Below are 21197 nucleotides of genomic sequence, written 5' to 3'. Positions count from 1 at the left end.
AAATCAAAGTAATTATAGACTTTGGAAGAAGAATATTGGGATATTATGCTAAACTTTATAAAAGGATATTGAAAGGACTCGACATTATTAATGGATATTAGAAAACCTAACGATTCGGAACTTAAAAAGGTTATGTTACTTTCTCCACAAGCTGTATTTGATGGCACATTGGGTGAAGTAAAACCTACAAATGAAAAAATCAAACATCTTGTTGAACCTCTACTGGAAAAGGGAAGCTATTATTTAATAGCAACAGAGATCGATAAATTAATGGGATGGATTCTTATAGGGTCAAGTAAAGACCAATTTACTGATAAGATGAGTGGATTTATTTATGAATTATTTGTTATAGAAGAATTTAGAGGGAATGGAATTTCTAAACGGTTAATGAGAACTGCCATTGACCATTTAAGACAAGATGGATACTCTGAAGTCCGTCTCAGTGCATTTGCAGAGAATCAAGCTATTAAACTGTACGAAAAAATGGGATTTAACATAAGAACAGTTACTATGAGTTTGCCATTATAAGCAACTGGCTTCTTTCACTAACGGTGCTTTACTTTAATAACAGGGGTTGCTGCGGCAGCCTTTTTCTAATGGAACTAACGGGGCAGGTTAGCTCAAGAAGAAAACACGTATTTAATAATATAATCATAAAAAAATAGGAGTGTTTTAGATGGGTGGATTTATCAATAGGAGATATTATGAAAAGAATACCGTTTTATAGTTTCTGGTTTGCAAAGACAAGCATAGCCCTAGCTGATGTCATTTACATTATGGTCATTACCACATTTATATATCAAAAAACTGATTCTGCATTAATGGCTTCATTATTTCCATTATTCAAAGCCTTGGCTAATTTAATTGCTGGTCTAACATCACCATTACTTTATAAAAAGTTCACTTTCTCTAAATTACTTGTGAGTCTTCAAGGTTTGAAGGCTTTAATACTTACTTTCTTACTTCTGGGTTTCTTGCCTGTAACTAATCATGTTTATGTTCTGTCATTATTTATTTTAGTTATATCTTTTATGGAAGGATGGGGAAACCCATTACTTAACTCTGTTACACCTAAAATTGTACCGAAAGAAAATCTTGTGAAAGCTAACAGTTCTCTATCCATCACAACTCAATCTGTTCAAATAGCTGGGTATAGCTTTACAGGTTTTGCTGTAATAAATTGGGGACATAATTCAACTTTGGCTTTTAATGTAGTATTGCTTTGGGTTTCTGTATTGGCTTTATATATTACATCAAAATATTTCATTAATAATGAAGTTCAGGTGGAAAATAAATCTAAGTGGGTACTAATGAATGAAGGATGGGGTATTTTATGGCGTAATCAAACTCTTAGAATGGTTACTTTAATGGATGTTATTGAGGGAATGGCAGGTTCCATTTGGATTGGAGCAATAACATTGGTGTATGTAAAAGAAGCCTTAAACCAAGGAGAGCAATGGTGGGGTTTTATTAATGCAAGTTATTATATTGGTGCTATTTTTGGGGGTATAATCACCTTGTTCATAGCTAAAACAATTCAGAAGCACTTGATATTTAGTATGGCGATTGGTTCGTTATTATTTAGTATTTTCACGTTAATTTATGGGCTGACGAGTATTCCTATACTGGCTCTTCTGCTTTGTGTTGCAATGGGTCCAGCCTACCAAATAAGAGATGTAGCTCAACAAACTGCATTTCAAATAAATATTCAAACCGAACATTTACCCAAAGTGTATGCATCCCAAGGTATCCTATTATCAACTGTTACAGGTTTATCCATTTTTCTAATGGGTTTCATTGCTGACTTTGTTGGAGTACGAGCTGTATATATATTCGGTTCAATCCTAATCTTTATTTCTGCTATATTATCTTTTACTTTAGTTAAGGCAAACAAAAAGAAATTTTCTACTGTTGATTTTAAATCATAATAAAATGAAGATCATCTTCAACTAACGGGTGCAAAATGCCAATGGAACTATAGAAATGTCCAAAGGAATAATTCAAGATTAACACAATGTGTTTTTGCATTAATAGGTCCTTTTCTTATGGCACTGACGGCGCAGTTTAGTTTAATAAGACTTATAGAATCAAACTATCAGTTGAAACCTTTTTAGGAAAAATCTCGTATACAGATTTAGGAAGATGTTTTTTAGAATAGGAGGAACAGGTTATGTTTATAGGGGATATTATATTTCAAGTTATTGTTTTCGGAGGTATAGCATTAATTTTAGGTGTTATAAGTTATTTATTTTTTAAGAGGACCAAGAAAAGCTAATTAAATTTCTAATTCAAGTAACGGGTGCGTAAGCTGATGATCAGAGCTGTCTTTAAGGCGGCTTTTTCTTATGGAACTAAAGGGGCAGGTTAGTTGCATAAGAAACTCTTTATATATGGTTTAATATGGTAGAATGGCTGGAAAGGAGGAGTTAAAACTGAATAATTCCAATATAAATTTCACTGGTAGAATGTTAAGAATAATAAGGAGTGCAGAAAACGAAGCTGCTATATTTTCTAATCTTAAAGTGTTACAGCCCGTGCACTTACTTATAGCTTGTTTAAATGAAAAAACAGGAGTACTTGGAGAAATATCTTTAAAATGTACCATAGATAGAACTTCTCTGAGAGCTTGGAATAAGAATATAGATAATCCTTCAACTCAAAATACAACAAACAGTGTTTTTTTCAACGTTGGCGTAACGGAAGATGTAATAAAGGTTTTCGAAGTTGCAATTAGTTATATGAAAAAATATAACCAAACCTATATAAACGAAGGTCATTTGCTTAAAGCTTTAATAACAACTAATGTTATTGACAGTTTCTTATCAGATGAAGACAGGAAAATAATTTTAACCCTCGGTACTACTTCGCGAGATATGATTACTCATCTTGGCAATTACATATTCCCAAAAATAAATTCGTACAAAATTCGTAAAGTAAATAATAACGATGCAACCAACCTTATTCCTTTTGTTGAAAAAAATTTTTCAACAGAATGGTCACAAACTATTCGAGAAGCATTTTTATTAAGTGAACCTCCGATATATATAGCTTTAGATAATAAAGGGGAAATAGTCGGTTTTGCAGGTTTTGATATATATAAGAATAAGAAATGTTATTTTGGTCCTATGGGCGTATCTGTATCTAATAGAGTTAGTGGGATTGGCTATTCGCTTCTCCATTATTGTTTAAAGGATATGAGTGATGTTGGTTATGAGTATGCAATTATCGGAGGAGCAGGGCCGATAGAATTTTATGAAAAAGCATGTAATGCAGTTGTAATTCCTTATGTATAGTCTAAGTTCTTAAAGAATACAAAAAAGAAAAGAATTATGGTAACAGTTGAAATTCCCTTATGCAGATGTTTATAAAAAGATATAAATCATCTTGTTGTTAAAATAAAATGGCAGTAATGTTGAAGAAGGAAATAGGTCAGTGTATGGACTTTAAACTCGGTTATATCTGATTGAGAGAAGGCGAAATTATGACTAGAGAACTTTATTTATATAAGGAATTTATAAGCGTTTCTAGAATTTTAAATCAACAGTTAGACATTGTACCTGTCCTATATGGTTCATTGGGACTTGGAAAAGTAACAAAAGTGGACTTTTCTCCCCAAGATATTGATATTCTTGTTCCCTTAACTTTCTTAGAAGAGAAATGGAAAATATTCAAACATACTATGGAGCAGTCAGACTATACAATGGTTGATTTAAATGAACACGAATTTATAAAAAATGATATTAAAATTGGGTTTGCTTTCACGGAGGATTTATTGGAATTTGCAGATGTAGACTATAAAAATTTAAATGTATTCCAAGATAACGGGGCAAAATACCATTTACTTACTATTTCGGATTACCTTAAAGTCTATAATAAGTCGTTACAAGATGGGTATAGAAGAACAAAAAATAATAATAAAGACTTAAATAAATTAGAGATTTTGAATAATCTTGTACAAGATTAAACACATTAACTTGCTTGAAATTCATTTCAAGTTCAACTAAGGGTGCGATCGAAGTAAAAGGGTGCAATTCTTTAATAATAATCGCTTTCCTTAATGAACTAACGGGTGCTTTAGTTCATTAACAGGGGTTGCTGCGGCAGCCTTTTTCTTATGGCACTAACGGGGCAGGATAGTTGTATAAGCCATAAATGCAGAATTTACATTTTACATAAAAAGGTAAACAAGATAATATGAATTTAATAACAAATGCGATGAAGAGAAAAGTAAATAAAATCAATTCTTTCTAGAGAGCTCCGTTTGGTGGAAAGGAGTAAGGATGATTTATTGAACCAAGCCTCTGAGTATCATATTGGAACCTTTTTGGGGATGGTGTGACGGGAGCTCCCGTTATTGAGCTAGGGTATAGGATTTCTGTACCTGATAAGTTTAATATGGTGACATATTAATAAACTGGGGTGGTACCACGATTTTTAAATCTCGTCCCCAAGACTTAGGTCTTGGGGGTGGGATTTTTTTATTTTGTATCTAAACTATTTAAATCAAAAGTATAGGTTAGATCTCTAGCAGAAAGGTTCTATATTTTAATAAGAATAGAGGGAGATAAGATGGTTTTGAAGAAAAAATTTACGTCTTGGAAATTCCCATCAATATTGTTACTAGGAATTGGAGTCTCAAATGTGGGTGAATGGATTTATTTCATATCTCTTAATTTAATTGTTTTGGATATGACTGGCTCTCCTCTTGCAGTATCTGTTCTATACATCATCAAACCCTTGGCTACTTTATGTACGAATTTTTGGGCTGGAAGTATTATTGACCGATTAAACAAACGAAAACTAATGGTTTTTTTTGATATATTCCGAGCTATATTTATAGCTTTATTACCTTTTATGTCATCCATTTCCCTCATTTATTTAGTAGTATTTATCATAAATATGGCGAGTTCTATGTTTGGTCCGACATCAATGACTTACATTACAAAATTAATTCCGCAAGAACAAAGAAAACGATTTAATTCCCTTCATAGTTTAGTTACATCAGGAGCATTTTTAATAGGTCCATCTGTTGCAGGATTATTGTTTTTAATTGGTACTCCAATATTTGCAATCTATACAAATGCAATAGCATTATTTTTATCAGGTATGATTACGTTATTAATGCCTGATTTAGAAAAACAAACCGTTGTTTCCTCAACGAATAATAAACTATCAATAGAAATAATAAAAAAGGATTGGTATGTGGTAGTTGATTTTAGTCGTCAATATAGATACATAATGATGATTTACTTTTTGTTTAGCTGTGTGATGATTATTATGGCGAATGCAGTAGATTCTCTTGAAGCAGCATTTGCCAAAGAGGTACTATTTTTGTCAGACAGTGAATATGGTTTTTTGGTCACTATTGCTGGGGTAGGTATTGTAGTTGGATCAATAACTAACTCATTAATAGTTAATAAGATAAAAACCTCACTATTAATTGGTGTGGGGTCTGTACTAGTCTCAACTGGGTATATTATTTATTCTATTTCAAGTACGTTTATCATTGCAGCAGTAGGTTTCTTTATCCTAGCTTTTTTTATAGCTTATGCTAATACGGGCTTTCTAACATTTTATCAGAACAATATACCAGTTGATGTGATGGGGCGAGTGGGGAGTGTTTATAGCTTATTTCAAGCGATTTTAGTAATCACGGTAACAAGTATTATGGGAGCTGCGGCTCTGGTTACTTCAATTCAAACTGTTGTGATTTCAGGTGTTTTAGTTATGATGATACTCTCCTTAACGTTGTGTGTATTTAGCTTGTTACCCTCAAAAAAACAATTATACCAACCTGAATCTGTTAGAACTAAGGGTTTCTAAACAGAATTATTAGAAGAAAACATCCCAACCTTAGTGAACTAACAGGTGCGTTAGCTGAAGATCAGAGCTTCTTTAAGGCAGTTCCTTCTTTATGCAACTAAACCAGCTAATAGTTAGTCAACATTTTTCAATGAAAACTTAAAATATTTCATGCTATACTAAATTTGTGCATGCCAAATAACCTTCCAATGAACCGTATTTGGAAAGTTTTGTGCTATTTAGTTATACTTTTAAACTAGGTTAGATCGTATGAAACACAACAGTAAAAAAGCCACACTAAAATAAACCCTCCATATTTTCATTTTTTTTGATGGGGGTAAATGTACTATGTCGTTATTTAACTGGTTATGCAGTTTGTTGTTCAGATGGAGCGATTGTATCGTTTTTAAAGCTTTATTTCCTTGTGTGGTTTTACTCGTTTTTTTTTACCAGCACTTTCGTAATTTCCAGGACTCACACCAGCCCAAGAGGCAAGATGTTTAGCTGACTTAAATACGGACATATCTACACCCATCTCCGCAATAAAAGTAGCAGCTGCCAGATTTATTGATCTAGGTTTATGTATAGATATCAATTGGAGTTTTTAAAAAGGGGAGAATAAATGAAATTTTGCGTAAATATCTCTATATAGTGGTTATATTATCAGCGTATAGTAGGAGGTTGAAAAGTGGAATTATTATTTGGGATAACTATTGCAAATATTTTAATTGGATTTGTTCTGGCTTATATAACAAGAAATATGGAAAGTAAAAAAAGTACCAAAGTTCAATCTTCAGTTTGGGGGATAATGTGTATAATTCTTATATTATGGTGGATATTTACTAAATGAATAAATGGGATTTAGGAGTAGCATAAGAGCTACTCTTTTTCTTATTTCCAAAATTGCCACCACTTTTTTGTTGAGTTGCTGTAAGTTGAGCTTTGATGTATTCTTCTTGTTCTTCCTGCTTTTTTTCTAGCTCCACAACAAGTTTCCGCAATTCCGTAATCTCTTCTTTTTGGTCAGCGATAATTTGCATAATTGCGCTTATCTGTTCCAGTGCCGTTTGCTGTTGCAAAGCATAGGTTTCTGATTGCTGCTGCGTTGTATTAGAGTACAAACAATTATCAAATTGAAAAGCTAAACATTAACTCGATCTTATAAAACTTGCTTTACTTCAATAACAGGTGTTGCTGCGGCAGCCTTTTTCTTTATCAACTATCGGGGCAAGATAGTTGTATAAGAGCGATGAACCAAATTTTGTTAATATTCCTTGATATAGGATAGAATTAATATATTAAAACAAGATTATATTAGGAGGGAAACCATGAAAGAAAGTACAAAAAAAGAAATTTATTCTTGGGTAAAATCAATTGCCTTTGCTTTCATCATCACTATTATTTGTAGACAATTTCTTTTTACACCTACAACTGTATTGGGAGCATCAATGTCGCCTACCTTTCAAGACAAAGATAGGGTAGTAGTAAGTAAAACGACTGAAATTCAACGATCTGATGTGATTGTATTCGATGCACCAGATATTGATGGTAAAGACTATATTAAGAGGGTAATAGGGCTTCCTGGAGATCGTATTGATATGAAAGATGATGTGCTCTATATTAATGGGAAAGCCGTAGAAGAACCGTATTTAATTGCAAATAAAGAAGATAATCCATTTAATAAACTGACAGAGGACTTTTCATTGCAAGAAAAAACTGGAGAATCAAAAGTGCCTAAAAACATGTTATTTGTGATGGGGGATAATCGTTTAAATAGTGAGGATAGCAGGATTTTCGGATTTATTTCCTACGATTCGATTATTGGAGAAGTGAAATTTCGAATTTATCCATTACAAGAAATCGGCATACCTAAATAATAGTACAAGTAGAAGAAATGATAATTCCCCATTAAAGTGGTGCTTTAGCACAAAAAGCATCATCAAAACCACCAAACTTTTTTAATCGCTATAGCAATTTGTAAGTAATGAATCCATTTTGATCAATCTTTTTTTTCAAAATGGATTCGTTTTATTTATCGTTAAATTTGGTTTTGCGAGTTATTTTTGATCAAACTTTATTCCAAAGCTACAGCTTTCTTCAATTAGGGAGGCTTGCCAAGGTAATCTTTTTCTAAAGGTGCTTTACTTCAATAAGGGAGGTTGCTGAAGCAACCTTTTTGTTCTGCAACTATCGGCGCAGGTTAGTTGCATAAGAATTTTCATTATAATATTAACAGGAGATGTATCTTATTTGAAAACGCACACTATTTTATTTGTTGTCATAGTTTTAATGCATACTATTAATCTAATTAACGTGACACTTTTTGATGGAGAATGGAATGGATTTGTTTTAATGCTATCGAATATTTTGTTTCTCATTGGCGTGTCCTATTATGGTATAGAATATCGAGCGAAGGGAAGTCGTAAGGGATAACTTATAATGATTAGGAAACCGTTGTAGTCGGTTTCCCTTATTTTTATAAAAAATCAACATTAAAATTTAATAGAACAAACGGGTGATTCATTTCAATAAGGAAGGTTGCTGAGACAGCCTTTTTCTTATGGCACTCACAGGGCAGGTTAGTAAGGTAATTCAAAAAAAGGGGGGATAAAAAGTGGACCTATTACTTTGGTTAACTGTTGGTTTCATCATAATTGGATTTGTTGTTATTGCTTTTACGAAAAAAAATATGGAAAGTAAGCTCGCTTTTATAAAAGGAAATATGGAAAGTAAGGAAATTTCAACTAAACCCATAGTTTGGTGGATAGTGGGAACCACAGTTTGGGGGACAGTGAGTATCATTGTTATTGTGTGGTGGTTTTCTGTTAGTATGTAGTGAGTTTTTGGCAATTTTTTTAGAGGGAAGTAGTTCATTTTTGTGAAGAAATGTACTAAAACAAAAGGGTGCTTTAGCTGAAGATCGGAGCTGTCTTTAAGGCAGCTTTTTCTTTATACAACTAAAGGGGCAGGATAGTTCATTAAGAAACGCAATAAAATCTTGCTTTTATTGCTGATAATGAACGAGCAGAATTAAATTCCAACAAAGGTATATTTTATGGTAAAATAAGGGTTTGTTTGAGCTGGAAGGAAGGGTTGATGGAGTGTATTTAATTAATGGTAGTTTACTTATTGGATTTGGAGTTATATGTTATTTGGCTGGAAGAGGTATTTTAATAGGGTTTAAATTTAAAAAACAAAAACAAGTATATTGGTTAAGGGAAGTTATTAATTTTCTTTTTGTTTTATACATACTTATGGTTGTTTCCGTTACACTGTTTCCATTAGCTTTATGGATTGATTTTAATATGCAAAATATTAAGTTTGGCTTAAACCTCATTCCGTTTGTTGGAATTATAAACGATATTAAACAAATAGGTATTGCATATGACGGTGATACCGTGTTTATGATTAGTCTAATTATTAGAAATGTGGGTGGAAATATATTATTATTGATGCCTTTGGGTGTATTATCACCGTTAATATGGAATAAATTTAAGGGTTTTAAAAATATTGTACTATTCGGATTTGTTATATCAATTAGTATAGAATCTATACAATTTATTGAACTAATCGCAGGTGGTCGGGGAAGAACAGTTGATATTGATGACGTAATTTGTAATGTATTAGGTGTTATTCTTGGATACTTCATTTATAAATTTACGTTTAAAATAGCCGATAAATTTCAGATCGAAATATTACAAAATTTAAACTCTGGGAATTCAAGTTTGTTTGATAACGATAAAGGAACTAAAATATAAATTTTATTTAAAAAAACAGGTGCTTTAGCTGACGATCAGAGTTGTCTTTAAGGCAGCTTTTTCTTATGGCGCAAACGGGCCAGGATAGCAAGATTGTGAAGGTTTGTACTTAAACTAACGGGTGCTATAGCTGAAGATCAGAGCTGTCTATAAGGCAGCTCTTACTTTATACAACTAAAGGGGCAGGTTACTTCAACAGTAAATGGAAATTTAATAGTATAATAAAGATAAAAACGAGGGATTTGTTGTGGGATTTTTGTTGTTTATTATGCTTATAATTTTAATACTCTTCTTAGAAAAAATAATAAATAAATTAATTGGTGTTGAAAAGAAAAAGATTTCGGAAACTTCTGGCAAGAATGTTGACCGATGGGGAAGAGGCATTATCTTAGTTATCTTTTTATGTACTATACCGTTTGTTATTACAAAGGATACCAATGTTATAAAGTGGTATTGGATACTCTATATTGTTCTAATATTAGGATTTCAATCTATTCTGGAGTGGAAGTACCTTAAGAACTCAAAACAATATGTTACTACACTTATTTTTCTAATGTTAGGCATAATAATTTTTTATAATATTGAGTATTTGCTGGAGTTAGGTTTCTGAACAAATCAGAAAAAATAAGATATTGTGAAATATTGTACTTAAACTAACGGGTGCGTTAGTTCTTTAAGGAACACAAAAATGATTAAACTTTGTTCCAAAGCCACAGCATAAACGATAATTACTTGGAAGTAGGAGTAATTCAATCTATTTAGAAGATATTAAATAAAAAGATTTGAAGTCTACAGCTTTTTGTATTTACAGATAATATTATTTTTGTTAATAGGACATCTAGTAGAATGAAAAATGAAAATTAATACGTACAAAAGGGGAATCATAATGGTAGAGAAATTAGAGTTAGAAAAGATTAATCTACAGGAAATTACAAAAGATATTAAAGATCAACATGTAAATTTTGCTGTATCAAATATTAATAACCACTGCCTTCGTATCGCTGTATTTTCAGGTGAATACAAATGGCACTACCATTCTAATTCAGATGAGCTATTTATGGTTTTAGAAGGGGAATTGTTAATTGACTTTAAAGACAAGGATACAGCTGTTTTAAAACCGAATGATACATTACTTATTCCAGCTGGAACTGTACATAGAACCAGAGCTAAACAAAGAACAGTAAACCTTTGTTTCGAGGATAAAGACGCTAATACTATCATCATTGATGAGTAAATAAAAGAAAAAATAACATAAATAATGTGAAAGCCATTTAAGACTTATCTTAAATGGCTTTCACATTTATATTCCGATAAACAACATTATATTAACTAAGGTTGTTTATGGTATACATATAATTATTTTCTTATGATCTTTAATTTGATTTAGTTAGTTTTTCAAGACATTCTTTATCTCGAATAACGTAGCCTCTTGATTGCTTTTCGATAATTTTTGTTTTACATAGTTGTGCTAGTACATGGAGTAGATGACGGTATGATACACCTAAGTACTCACATACTTCAGTATGTTTCTCGTTGTAAAAGTCACCATCAGCCGATAAAAGTATAAAGGCAGCTAGACGGTTTTCAAGTGGATAGGCTTGATTTTGTGTATACTTAGCTGAAATCTGAGTTGCTTTTTCACTTAAAAAGCTACATAAATACCTTAGAAACGTAACATCTGTTAAGATCTTATCTTTACAAGTACTGATTGGAATAGCCAAACAAATGGTTTGGGTGACAGTTTGTATAGCTTTAGAATATCGTTCTGAATTTAATAGTTCAACTTCGCCCATAAAGGTTAGAGGTTGTAAAAAATTAATTAAGGAAACTTTCCCATTTTCGTGGGTAACATATAGTTTTGCTTTCCCCTCAACAAGATAGTAAATATATTGGGGATAAGAACCTTCCTTGTAAATAAATTCACCACGTTCAAATTGGCAGACCTGGATAAACGGAGTAATTGGAAAGGAAAAAAGTGATTGAATTGAGTATTTTCCGATGTAGTAACTGTGCATAGGCTCGGTTATAAATTTCATTGTTTCTCCTACTATTATCAAAATATGGGATATCTCACATTATTTTATGTTTTTACATGCTATGATGCAATATAAGTTAATAGATCAAGAAGGAGTTGTCTCATATATATGATTAAACAAAATGATTATTGGAACGAGGTAGCTAATAAAAAAGAATTTACTACACCTTTTCAACCAGAATTATTTCACCCCCATGTCAATCGTGATGCTGCCATATTGGATTACGGTTGTGGGTACGGGAGAACCTTAATTGAACTGAGAGGTTATGATTATAAGAATTTACATGGTGTAGATTTTTCAGAAGAGATGATTAAAAGAGCTAAGTCTAATGATTCAGAAATTGATTTTCAAGCTATTCAAAGTGGGAAGCTTCCTTTTCCTAATCATTCTTTGGATGCTGTTTTACTTTTTGCGGTTTTAACGTGTGTTTATAAAAACGAGGAGCAGAATGCTATTCTAAATGAGATTAAACGAGTACTAAAACCAGAAGGGATTATTTATATTAATGATTTTTTACTTAATAATGATGAAAGAAACAAAGTACGTTACGAAGAAGGCATAGCTAAGTATCATACCTATGGGGTGTTTGAATTACCTGATGGAGCCATTTTACGCCACCATAGTGAAGAGCGTGTAAAAGAGTGGACAAATCAATTTGAAGAATTAGAATACAGGGAAGTAGTATATACCACGATGAATGGTAATCGTTCGAATGGTTTAGTATATATAGGAAAAGTAAAATAAATTCAGTATGGATAAAACTCCATCTCTTTTATCTCAAGAGATGGAGTTTTTATTAATGAAAACGTGTTAACGTACTTGGTTATAGTTTTAAAATAAAGTCGTACCGTTTATAAAAAAAGGATGTTCCATTTTAAATAAAGTTTAATCGTATATAAAAATAATAAACCTAAATCAATCCTTGGTTTTTTTTCCTTATAGAACTATCGGGGCAGGTTAGTACAATAAGAAGGTATGATGTTCATAAGTAATCTTCAAAAAACGTCTGCTTTTTATCTGCAATAGGCAGGAATAATTATTAACTAATTTTAATTGGTAAATTTTATTAAAATTGAAACTTCTATATGCTCCAATCGTATTAAATTAAAGAGCAAGTTTAAATTAAAGAGATGTTGATCTGATGAAAGATAATTGGGCTTGATTTCATTTGTATTGATAATCACTTTTATAGCTTTAGTTTTTATTAATTCTATTTGCTGGTTCGTAGAATATCGGGAGTGTTTCTATTGTCAAATCCAATTGTAATTGTGTTAATTGTTGTAGTTTCTGTTATTGTTTATCATTTGTTAACGAAAAATAGAAAGATAATTAAAAAGATCCAAAAAGAATGGGATACGGCTGAGTTTATCTCACTAAGCATAGATTTTAATTCGATTTCATCTTACTGGTCAAATAGAAAAAAAAACTCAAAGAACTATGACGGTGTAGATCAGCTAACTTGGGACGATTTGGCGATGGATGATGTTTTCAAAAAGCTCAATTACACACAATCTACTGTTGGATCAGAATACTTATTCAATCAGCTTAGGGATATTAATCCATCAGAAGAACAAAATGATGAGGGACTTTATAGATTATTTGCTGCGGATCAGGAATTAAGAGAAGAAGTCCTTCTAATCCTTTCAAACCTTGGTAAACAAAATTATACAAATTCTTCTTCATTTTTCTTTGATCTTAAGGATAATAAAATAAAAAATGCATATTTATATGTTATTTTCTCTTTATTGCCAGTTGCCTCAATTCTTTTGTTGTTTTTCAGTCTTAAATTTGGAATTGTAAGTCTTTTGGGGTCACTTTTCTTAAATGCAATCATTTATTATCGAAATAAAATGAGGTTAGAAAATGATCTTTTTTCTGTTAGATATGTAGCAGCAATTATTAATGCAGGGAAGCGTGTTTCCTCTCTTAAGCATCCAAAATTACTAACACATACAAACGGCCTTAAAGAATTTGTTCAACCTATCAAGAAAGTCATAACTTTTAACAAGATAGCCTCGTTTGGTAGTGGAAGTGGTGGGGATTTCGAAGTTTTATTTGAATACTTACGTATCCTCTTTTTATTGGATTTTATTTCATATAATAATATCATTAAAACAATTTCCACACATCAAAAAGAATATCGGGAAGTCTGGAAGCTTATAGGGAAATTAGATGCAGCGATAGCGGTAGCATTTTATCGCAATTCACTGGGGACATATTGCACACCTACTTTCATTGATAAGGAAGAGCTGTCTTTCGAGAATATGGCCCATCCACTTATAGAAAAGGCGGTTACAAACACATCTAATCTCGAAAAGTGTACGCTCGTAACAGGCTCTAATGCATCAGGGAAATCAACATACATTAAAGCGGTCGCCATTAATGCAATTTTAGCCCAGACAATTAATACTGCCATTGCGGAAAATTGGACTATGAGGCCGAGTTACATCGTTACATCAATGGCTATTCAAGACAACGTGTTAAATGGTGATAGTTATTTTATTGCCGAGATAAAATCCCTTAAACGTATTATTGACCTTATTAAGGAAGGAAAACCATGTCTCTCCTTTATTGATGAAATATTAAAGGGTACAAATACAATCGAACGAATTGCAGCATCCGCAGCCATGATGGAATGGCTTTCATTAAATAAAGGAATGAATGTACTAGCAACACATGATATTGAGCTAACAGAAATAGCTGTAAATATGTACACGAATTATCATTTTAGGGAATCAATCGTAAATGGAGAAATTCAATTTGATTATAAAGTTCATTCTGGTCCTTCAAAATCGAGGAACGCCATCAAACTACTTGAAATAACTGGGTATCCACAAAGCATCACAAATAATGCGAATAGTTTGGCACACCACTTTACCGAGAGACGAAAGTGGGATGTTTTTGGGGATAGTAATAATACCAAAAAAGACAGAAACAAATCTTAATTTTAATAGATTTTTAATGAAAATGTTGTTTTTGCGTTAGTTGTTAATTTTGTGACTTTTTATTTTTGGTAGTAACATTATGACCAAGTGCAATCTACGTTAAGCGATGGGAGCCGTTTTCGTTCATTATGTCTAACGTGGTGCGTTAGCTGAAGATCAAAGCTGTCTTTAAGGCAGATTTTTCTTTTTATGTGACTATCAGGGCAGATTAGTTTAATAAAATATAATTTGGTTTTTTATGGTAAAGTAATAGCAGTAAGGTAATAGTTCAAAGTTATATTCTAGGAAAGTTGGGGGAAGCTTGTGCTTTACTATATTATCGCCCTTATTATCATTACACTTGATCAGTTTACAAAATGGCTTATTGTTAAAGAATTGGAGATTGGAGAAAGTATTCCGGTTATCGAAAACGTTTTGTATATTACTTCATCTCGTAATCAAGGTGCTGCTTGGGGAATTCTTCAAAATCAGATGTGGTTCTTTTATGTTATCACCGTTATCGTAGTAATCGGACTTGTGATTTATATCCAAAAGTATGCAAGAAATCAGCGTTTAATAGGAATTGCTCTTGGACTAATGTTAGGTGGGGCTATAGGGAATTTCGTAGATCGTATTTTCCATAAAGAAGTTGTGGACTTCATACAAACTTACATTGGGTCATACCCATTTCCTATATTTAACGTAGCAGATTCCTCTCTTTGTGTTGGAGTTTCTCTATTATTTATTCATATACTTTTTGAAGACAAACAAAAGAAGAACGTGAATGAACAAATTTAAATTAAAGACAAAATCAAAAGCTGAGAACATATAAGTTTTGTTATTAAGCAAAAGGGCGCATTTCTGGAATAAGAATTGCGCTCTTTCTTATCGAATAGGGCCATTTAATTGAATAAGACTTCTAAACAAAACTGGATATATATTATGCTAATGTGTATTGTGAGATTGTGAAGAAATGTACTTAAACTAAAGGGGCAGGTTAGTTCTATAAGAATTCAGACTTATTTTGGAAATCATTGTTATAATAAAATGAATAATTTCGTTAGGAAGGTTGCTGTTTAAGGTGGAGTATAGGTATAAAATCTAAAAAGAAAGTAGGGATTATTGCTTTCGGTATAATATGTATAGCTATCTTTATAAATCTATTAAAGAAGGATTTATGGGATGTTAACGAAGAGTTATTAAAAGAAGAAGTGTTATCAATTGGACCGTTGAAACAATAAATTTATTAGATGTAACACCGTTTGACTGGGATGTAGTATTCCTTTAAACGTAAATGCTCATAGTGCATGTTATTTTTCTTGCATTATTTCTTTCTCATAAAGTTGTTTAGACAATTACATATAAAACAACTTTTGAGTACTATTTTAGGAGGTTATTCTAGCATGAATCACAGAAAGGGAATATTTAGTCCTCAGTATTTCACTCTAACTATAGGAATTATTCTTACTATTACAGCTGTTGCTTTTGAGGGATTAGCTGTTACCACTGTTGCACCACTTTTAGCAAGTGAATTAGGCGGAATGGAATTATATGGATGGGTGTTCAGCGCATATTTACTAGCACAACTGATTGGAACTATTTTAGCTGGACAATACGTTGATCAACATGGTCCTACCCTCCCGTTTATTATCGCATTACTATTATTTGGTTTAGGCCTTTTTGGGGCAGTGGTTGCATCTAATATGTTTATCATGATAGGTGCTCGAGCATTGCAAGGCTTGGGAGCAGGTGCACTTATTAACTGTATTTATACAAGTATTACAATTCGTTATCCAGATTCACTCCGTACACAAATTTTAGCTGCCTTTTCAAGTGCATATGTTTTACCTGCACTTATCGGTCCTTATATCGCTGGAGTCATTGCGGAGCATCTTTCATGGAGATTTGTGTTTGGCGGCATTATACCCATCTTACTAGTCTCTGCTATTTTGACAATACCTACGTTTAAAAAAGTTATCACCAAAAGAAATACTGAGCGTAAAAGTCAATTTTTATCACCAATTGTATTGACTATAAGCACAGGCATGTTAATTACAGGACTAGGATGGTTACCCCAAATGAATGGAGTTACCCTTTCAATTATAGGGTCTGTTATATTATTTTTCCCATTACGTTCACTTTTACCCCCCGGTACTTTTAAATCAAGATCTGGTTTACCTGCAATCATTGCATCTCGTGGTTTATTTATGGCTTGCTACTGGGGAACACAAACATATATAGTTCTAATGCTTACATCCGTAAAAGGATTTGCAGTTGACATAGCCGGACTTGTGGTAGCATCTGCTTCAGTTAGTTGGTCACTTGCTGCATGGCTTCAAGCCAAATTTGATAAAAAAGACCACGGTCAAGGGCGAAGAATACGTGTAATAGTTGGTGTTGGATTAATGGTATTAGGCATTAGTGCCGTAATTCCTATAGTATGGATATCTAGTACAACTACTAGTATTATTATTGCTGTTACAAGCCAAATCGTATTGGGGTTTGGTATCGGTTTAGCTAACCCTACTAGTAGTGCAATAGCTTTTGAATTTGCAAGTAGTGGTGCTGAAGGAAAAGTATCGGCAGATTTACAGATTGCTGATACTTTTACTCCGGCCGTGGGGATTGGTATAGGTGGAGCACTTATTGCTATAAGTAAAGCTGTTGGATGGGAATCCTATATAGGTATAACTACATCCATTGGACTTCAACTAATATTAATCTTATTTAGTTTAATGGCAGCTTTTAAATTACCCCAAAAAGTTAGTTAAGCATCTAAGTTGTTTTAAAAATATAAACGTTTTGATGTTACTTATAAAATGCCCAAGAAAGCTTTCACTAGAACTTTTAAATTCCTATTTATATACCCTAGAAAACGACACAAACTAACCGGCTCCTTAACATACAAGAAACAGGTTAGTTTGTATCTAAAATGTTGGTAAACGTACCATTTTCTTTTTTGATATGGCGATCCCTAATATCGTAACGTTTATAAAAAAGATTAATAATTTATATAAAGTTAGATAAAAACAGCTTGATGGTTGGGAAAATCACAAGCTGTTTTTATGTTGAGATTAAAAGTACAATAAAAGTAAGAATTTTCATATTATGATATATGTTACGAGTTTCGAATATTTAATATTTTGGACAGTTAAGTTAATAGATAAATAAAATATAAGGAGGAGGAGGAGCAATAACATGATACAACATCTTAGAAAAGGCGATAAGATAGGTATTTATTCGCCTTCATCTCCTGCAACTGTAACGGCTCAGAAGCGTTATGTGCGGGCAAAACAATTTTTAGAATCAAAAGGTTTTATTATCGTAGAAGGGAAACTAACAGGAAAGGCCGATACATATCGTTCAGGTACACCGAAGGAACGTGCAGATGAATTAAACGCATTATTGCGTGATCCCGAAATTAAAATGGTCATGTCCACGATTGGTGGAGCAAACTCCAATAGTATGCTCCCTTATATTGACTATGCAGCATTGAAGGAAAATCCAAAACTAGTTGTCGGTTATTCAGATGCAACAGCTATTCTTTTAGCTTTATATGCAAAAACAGGGATTTCAACTTATTATGGACCAGCTCTGATCCCGTCTTTTGGTGAATTTGAGCCTCTTGTAAACGATACATATACATATTTTGAAAATTATTATATAAAAGAATCAACGCTGCCATATGAAGTGCCGATACCAGCATTTTGGTCAGATGAAGCCGTTAACTGGCTTGAAAAAACTACAGAGAAAACCCTTTTTTCAAATGAGTGGGTTACAGGACAATCAGGTGTTGCAGAAGGTAGATTAATTGGTGGGAACAATAATGCGATGTGCGGATTTATAGGTACAGAATATTTTCCTGAAATTAAAAAGGGAGATATTTTACTGGTTGAGGATTGTACAAAAAATGCGTCAATTGTTGAGAAAAATTTGGCGATGTTAAAGCTACATGGAGTATTTGACAAGGTAGAAGGCATTATTTTAGGCAAACATGAACGATTTGATGATTTAGGCACAGGAAGAAAACCACTTGATATTTTATTGGAGCAACTTGACGGTAAAGATATTCCGATTTTAGCTGAATTTGATAGTTGTCATACGCATCCAATGCACCCATTAGCAATTGGAAAAAAAATAAAATTAGATGCCACAGCGAAGAAAGTGTATTGTACAGAGAAATGGATTTAAATTTATAATATCGGGGCGAAATTTAAAAATTCGCTTATGGAACTAAAGGGGCAGAATAGTTCCATAAAATTCCAATATAAGGTAGAATATAATCTGGATATTGGAGTTTAAAAGAGCTAAAGAAATAAAGGTGATTCTGTGAAGAAATTATTAGAAAAAAGACTTGCGTACCTTTATAAAGGTGAAAGAAACGCAATAATTGTTTTTATTGTTATAAGTTATTTTTATAACTTTGCATTTCCCAGTATACAATTATATTCATTGTTTTCTTTTTGGACATCATTTCTTCTTTTGGAATTTATTTTATTACAAGGAACCATTTATTGGTATAAAAAATGGAATCGTTTAAGAAAAGAAAATACATCTATAACTCCCATTCAAACTGTTAAACAGTTACGACGTTTGAAAAAAATCAATATAATCTTGATTGCGATTTCACTCTTAGCTTTCGCTATTGATTTCTCTAAATGGTATCCTTCTTTACCAGTATTGGGATTGTCAATTGCAGGATTTATTTGCATTTTTGCAGTTTTAGAATATATTAATTATTTTCACATTCAATTATCATATGATAATATCTCAGATATTAAATATTTGCTGAAAACTAAAAGGTTGAAGCAAGCCTGTATAAGTAAAGACTTAAACGACTGTCGTTGAGAAATTAATATATTAGTCACTAAAAATGAATAAGTTTGTGAAAAGATGTTCTTAAACAAACGGGTGCGTTAGTTCTTTAAAGAGCTGTGACAATCACTCTTTTTCTTGTGGAGCTAATGGGGTAATTTAATATAATAAGAATTATAGAAAGTATAAAGGACCGGAAATTCACTATATTAAAGGGTGGGAAATGACATGCCAAGAAAGTACCGATTATATCAAATTGATTCATTTACGAAAGAAAAATTATCGGGTAATCCTGCTGGTGTAATTACAAATGCAGATGGTTTATCTTCGGGTGAGATGCAGAGGATTGCAAGAGAGCTAAACAATTCGGAAACGGCATTTATCTTTAAATCAGCCAATAGTGAATCTGATGTACATATTCGTTTTTTTACGCCTACACATGAGGTTCCCATTTGTGGACATGCGACGATTGCGGCCCACTATGCTCGTGCAGTTGAAAATAGTTTAAATACAGTTAAAGTTTATCATAAAACCGGTGCCGGCATTTTACCAGTCGATGTGATTAATGAAGATAATGATTACAAAATTATAATGACGCAGGGTAGTATTAGTTTTGAAACGGTGATTGATGGTGTAGCTTTGGAAAACATATTAACGGCTCTCAATATTAGTGAAAAAGATTTATTAGAAGATTGTCCAGTACAAATCGTTTCTACCGGGCATTCCAAGGTGATGATTGGAATTAAGAGTTCGGAACTTCTTCACAAATTAAACCCTGATATGGATCTACTTACAAAAGTCAGTGGATTAATTAATTGCAATGGTTTCTATGTTTTTACGATGAATGCTCCCGACTCGGAAATTTTAATTCATGGAAGAATGTTTGCTCCTGCAATTGGTATTAACGAAGACCCTGTTACGGGTAATGCGAACGGTCCTTTAGGCGCATACTTAATACACCATGGACTTGTCAAACATGATAATTCTTTATTCAGTTTTAAAGCAGTGCAGGGCGAAGCTATAAAACGGTCGGGTATCATTGATGTCCAAGTGAAAATTTGTAATCAGGAACCAGAGGAAGTAAGGATTGCGGGAAATGCTGTAATCGTATTTAAGTCCGAGTTATTACTTGAATAGCCATTCAACGTGCGTTAGCTTAAGATCGAAGCTGTCTCAAGGCAGCCTTTTTCTTATGGCACTAACGGGGCAGGATAGTTGCATAAAGACATTGGATTTTTATGGTAAAATATATCAAGGAGATGATTATTTGAGTACAGAAAAAAGAGGTTCGAAAAATAGACAGGCTATTTTTTGGGCTATAATTACTATTGTTTTATTTGTAATTTGGCTTTTAACAAAATAATTTTTATTCAACTAAAGGTGTGTTAGCTGAAGATCAGAGCTGTCTTTAAGGCAGTCTTTTCTTTATGAACGGGGCAGGTAGTTAGGGAGGTTTTTTAAATGCAGTCTATTGGTTTATCTATTGTTCTTTATATTATTTCGTTATTTATTCTTTATATAGTTATTGAAACAGCAGTCAGAAGAGGTATTAACAGCTCAATTATTGGTGAATTACTTGAAAAGAAGTATGGAATTAAAGATAAAAAATCTTTTCTCGATGATGACATAGACATTGATAAATAAAACGGATTTTTAAGCTTAACAGGTGCGTTAGCTGAAGATCAGAGCTTTAGGCAGCTTTTTTGTATGAAAACACAACAGTAAAAAAGCCACACTAAAATAAACCCTCCATATTCTCATTTTTTTGATGGGGGTAAATGTACTATGTCGTTATTTAACTGGTTATGCAGTTTGTTGTTCAGATGGAGCGATTGTATAGCCTTTCTTTTTTAGGTATTCGA

Annotated in this window: 22 protein-coding genes and 1 other annotated feature; of the genes, 19 read left to right on the top strand and 3 right to left on the bottom strand. The window is 32.6% G+C overall.

Going from position 1 to position 21197, the window contains the following annotated elements:
- The first annotated feature begins 90 nt into the window (after positions 1-90).
- The 5 genes from Q8G36_RS20870 (at position 91) to Q8G36_RS20850 (ending at position 5823) form a co-directional block, all read left to right on the top strand.
- A complete protein-coding gene (locus Q8G36_RS20870) occupies positions 91-528 on the top strand; it encodes a GNAT family N-acetyltransferase (RefSeq protein WP_095392354.1) in 438 nt (145 codons plus the stop codon).
- Between the two features lie 152 nt (positions 529-680).
- A complete protein-coding gene (locus tag Q8G36_RS20865) occupies positions 681-1928 on the top strand; it encodes an MFS transporter (protein WP_305161505.1) in 1248 nt (415 codons plus the stop codon).
- Between the two features lie 480 nt (positions 1929-2408).
- Complete coding sequence (locus Q8G36_RS20860; RefSeq protein WP_305161504.1) at positions 2409-3293, top strand: GNAT family N-acetyltransferase; 885 nt, start codon at positions 2409-2411, stop codon at positions 3291-3293.
- 188 nt (positions 3294-3481) lie between these two features.
- Positions 3482-3964, top strand: coding sequence for a hypothetical protein (locus Q8G36_RS20855; RefSeq protein ID WP_305161503.1), 483 nt, complete (start codon positions 3482-3484; stop codon positions 3962-3964).
- Between the two features lie 242 nt (positions 3965-4206).
- Positions 4207-4452, top strand: a binding site (T-box leader).
- Positions 4453-4575: 123 nt separating this feature from the next.
- The gene (locus Q8G36_RS20850; protein WP_370694091.1) at positions 4576-5823 is read left to right on the top strand and encodes an MFS transporter; all 1248 of its coding nucleotides are present in this window, start codon (positions 4576-4578) and stop codon (positions 5821-5823) included.
- Between the two features lie 385 nt (positions 5824-6208).
- Here the strand turns inward: Q8G36_RS20850 and Q8G36_RS20845 are convergent, their stop codons facing one another.
- Positions 6209-6325 carry an IS110 family transposase gene (locus tag Q8G36_RS20845; RefSeq protein WP_235568260.1) on the bottom strand — a complete coding sequence of 39 codons (117 nt, stop codon included), beginning with the start codon at positions 6323-6325 and terminating at the stop codon, positions 6209-6211.
- A 165-nt stretch (positions 6326-6490) separates the two neighbouring features.
- Here Q8G36_RS20845 and Q8G36_RS20840 point away from each other — a divergent pair, with 165 nt between their 5' ends.
- Entirely contained in the window at positions 6491-6652 is a 162-nt protein-coding gene (locus Q8G36_RS20840) for a hypothetical protein (RefSeq protein WP_305161501.1), read from the top strand.
- On the opposite strand, the gene Q8G36_RS20835 is transcribed toward Q8G36_RS20840, so the two are convergent.
- Complete coding sequence (locus Q8G36_RS20835; protein WP_305161500.1) at positions 6645-6881, bottom strand: hypothetical protein; 237 nt, start codon at positions 6879-6881, stop codon at positions 6645-6647. The two genes, Q8G36_RS20840 and Q8G36_RS20835, sit on opposite strands and share 8 nt — an antisense overlap.
- 249 nt (positions 6882-7130) lie before the next feature.
- Here Q8G36_RS20835 and lepB point away from each other — a divergent pair, with 249 nt between their 5' ends.
- From lepB to Q8G36_RS20810, 5 genes are all read left to right on the top strand, one after another.
- Entirely contained in the window at positions 7131-7679 is a 549-nt protein-coding gene (gene lepB / locus Q8G36_RS20830; protein ID WP_305161499.1) for a signal peptidase I, read from the top strand.
- Positions 7680-8416: 737 nt separating this feature from the next.
- Positions 8417-8638, top strand: coding sequence for a hypothetical protein (locus Q8G36_RS20825; RefSeq protein WP_305161498.1), 222 nt, complete (start codon positions 8417-8419; stop codon positions 8636-8638).
- Positions 8639-8903: 265 nt separating this feature from the next.
- The gene (locus Q8G36_RS20820; protein ID WP_305161561.1) at positions 8904-9560 is read left to right on the top strand and encodes a VanZ family protein; all 657 of its coding nucleotides are present in this window, start codon (positions 8904-8906) and stop codon (positions 9558-9560) included.
- 268 nt (positions 9561-9828) lie between these two features.
- The gene (locus Q8G36_RS20815) at positions 9829-10170 is read left to right on the top strand and encodes a DUF4181 domain-containing protein (RefSeq protein ID WP_305161560.1); all 342 of its coding nucleotides are present in this window, start codon (positions 9829-9831) and stop codon (positions 10168-10170) included.
- A gap of 276 nt (positions 10171-10446) precedes the next feature.
- A complete protein-coding gene (locus tag Q8G36_RS20810; RefSeq protein WP_063575032.1) occupies positions 10447-10794 on the top strand; it encodes a cupin domain-containing protein in 348 nt (115 codons plus the stop codon).
- Between the two features lie 139 nt (positions 10795-10933).
- Here Q8G36_RS20810 and yeiL read toward each other — a convergent pair whose 3' ends face one another.
- Positions 10934-11596: a transcriptional regulator YeiL gene (yeiL, locus tag Q8G36_RS20805; RefSeq protein ID WP_305161497.1), complete on the bottom strand. Its 663-nt coding sequence runs from the start codon at positions 11594-11596 to the stop codon at positions 10934-10936.
- 108 nt (positions 11597-11704) lie between these two features.
- Here yeiL and Q8G36_RS20800 point away from each other — a divergent pair, with 108 nt between their 5' ends.
- From Q8G36_RS20800 to Q8G36_RS20765, 8 genes are all read left to right on the top strand, one after another.
- The gene (locus Q8G36_RS20800; protein ID WP_264639589.1) at positions 11705-12340 is read left to right on the top strand and encodes a class I SAM-dependent methyltransferase; all 636 of its coding nucleotides are present in this window, start codon (positions 11705-11707) and stop codon (positions 12338-12340) included.
- A 503-nt stretch (positions 12341-12843) separates the two neighbouring features.
- Positions 12844-14541 (top strand): MutS-related protein, encoded by a 1698-nt coding sequence (locus Q8G36_RS20795; protein ID WP_305161496.1) that lies wholly within the window; start codon positions 12844-12846, stop codon positions 14539-14541.
- A gap of 303 nt (positions 14542-14844) precedes the next feature.
- The gene (lspA, locus tag Q8G36_RS20790; protein ID WP_305161495.1) at positions 14845-15318 is read left to right on the top strand and encodes a signal peptidase II; all 474 of its coding nucleotides are present in this window, start codon (positions 14845-14847) and stop codon (positions 15316-15318) included.
- Positions 15319-15923: 605 nt separating this feature from the next.
- Positions 15924-17291 (top strand): MFS transporter, encoded by a 1368-nt coding sequence (locus Q8G36_RS20785; protein WP_305161494.1) that lies wholly within the window; start codon positions 15924-15926, stop codon positions 17289-17291.
- Positions 17292-17718: 427 nt separating this feature from the next.
- Positions 17719-18711 carry a S66 family peptidase gene (locus Q8G36_RS20780; RefSeq protein ID WP_305161493.1) on the top strand — a complete coding sequence of 331 codons (993 nt, stop codon included), beginning with the start codon at positions 17719-17721 and terminating at the stop codon, positions 18709-18711.
- A 138-nt stretch (positions 18712-18849) separates the two neighbouring features.
- Complete coding sequence (locus Q8G36_RS20775) at positions 18850-19368, top strand: general stress protein (RefSeq protein ID WP_305161492.1); 519 nt, start codon at positions 18850-18852, stop codon at positions 19366-19368.
- A gap of 195 nt (positions 19369-19563) precedes the next feature.
- Entirely contained in the window at positions 19564-20472 is a 909-nt protein-coding gene (locus Q8G36_RS20770; protein ID WP_275729321.1) for a PhzF family isomerase, read from the top strand.
- Positions 20473-20796: 324 nt separating this feature from the next.
- On the top strand, positions 20797-20979 hold the full coding sequence (locus Q8G36_RS20765; protein ID WP_252278723.1) for a hypothetical protein: 183 nt from the start codon (positions 20797-20799) through the stop codon (positions 20977-20979).
- The last annotated feature ends 218 nt before the right edge of the window (positions 20980-21197 follow it).

The organism is Peribacillus frigoritolerans (assembly GCF_030676415.1).
GTDB lineage: Bacteria > Bacillota > Bacilli > Bacillales > DSM-1321 > Peribacillus > Peribacillus frigoritolerans_A.
Note: the sequence above shows the minus strand (reverse complement) of the source record. Positions and strands in the feature narration are given on the sequence as shown.

Coding starts and splice junctions, on each gene's coding strand:
- yeiL (WP_305161497.1), bottom strand. CDS start 11,596: ATGAAATTTATAACCGAGCCTATGCACAGTTACTACATCGGAAAATAC.
- Q8G36_RS20810 (WP_063575032.1), top strand. CDS start 10,447: ATGGTAGAGAAATTAGAGTTAGAAAAGATTAATCTACAGGAAATTACA.
- Q8G36_RS20765 (WP_252278723.1), top strand. CDS start 20,797: ATGCAGTCTATTGGTTTATCTATTGTTCTTTATATTATTTCGTTATTT.
- Q8G36_RS20800 (WP_264639589.1), top strand. CDS start 11,705: ATGATTAAACAAAATGATTATTGGAACGAGGTAGCTAATAAAAAAGAA.
- Q8G36_RS20860 (WP_305161504.1), top strand. CDS start 2,409: ATGGCTGGAAAGGAGGAGTTAAAACTGAATAATTCCAATATAAATTTC.
- Q8G36_RS20780 (WP_305161493.1), top strand. CDS start 17,719: ATGATACAACATCTTAGAAAAGGCGATAAGATAGGTATTTATTCGCCT.
- Q8G36_RS20845 (WP_235568260.1), bottom strand. CDS start 6,325: ATGTCCGTATTTAAGTCAGCTAAACATCTTGCCTCTTGGGCTGGTGTG.
- Q8G36_RS20785 (WP_305161494.1), top strand. CDS start 15,924: ATGAATCACAGAAAGGGAATATTTAGTCCTCAGTATTTCACTCTAACT.
- lepB (WP_305161499.1), top strand. CDS start 7,131: ATGAAAGAAAGTACAAAAAAAGAAATTTATTCTTGGGTAAAATCAATT.
- Q8G36_RS20770 (WP_275729321.1), top strand. CDS start 19,564: ATGCCAAGAAAGTACCGATTATATCAAATTGATTCATTTACGAAAGAA.
- Q8G36_RS20855 (WP_305161503.1), top strand. CDS start 3,482: ATGACTAGAGAACTTTATTTATATAAGGAATTTATAAGCGTTTCTAGA.
- Q8G36_RS20870 (WP_095392354.1), top strand. CDS start 91: ATGGATATTAGAAAACCTAACGATTCGGAACTTAAAAAGGTTATGTTA.
- Q8G36_RS20815 (WP_305161560.1), top strand. CDS start 9,829: ATGCTTATAATTTTAATACTCTTCTTAGAAAAAATAATAAATAAATTA.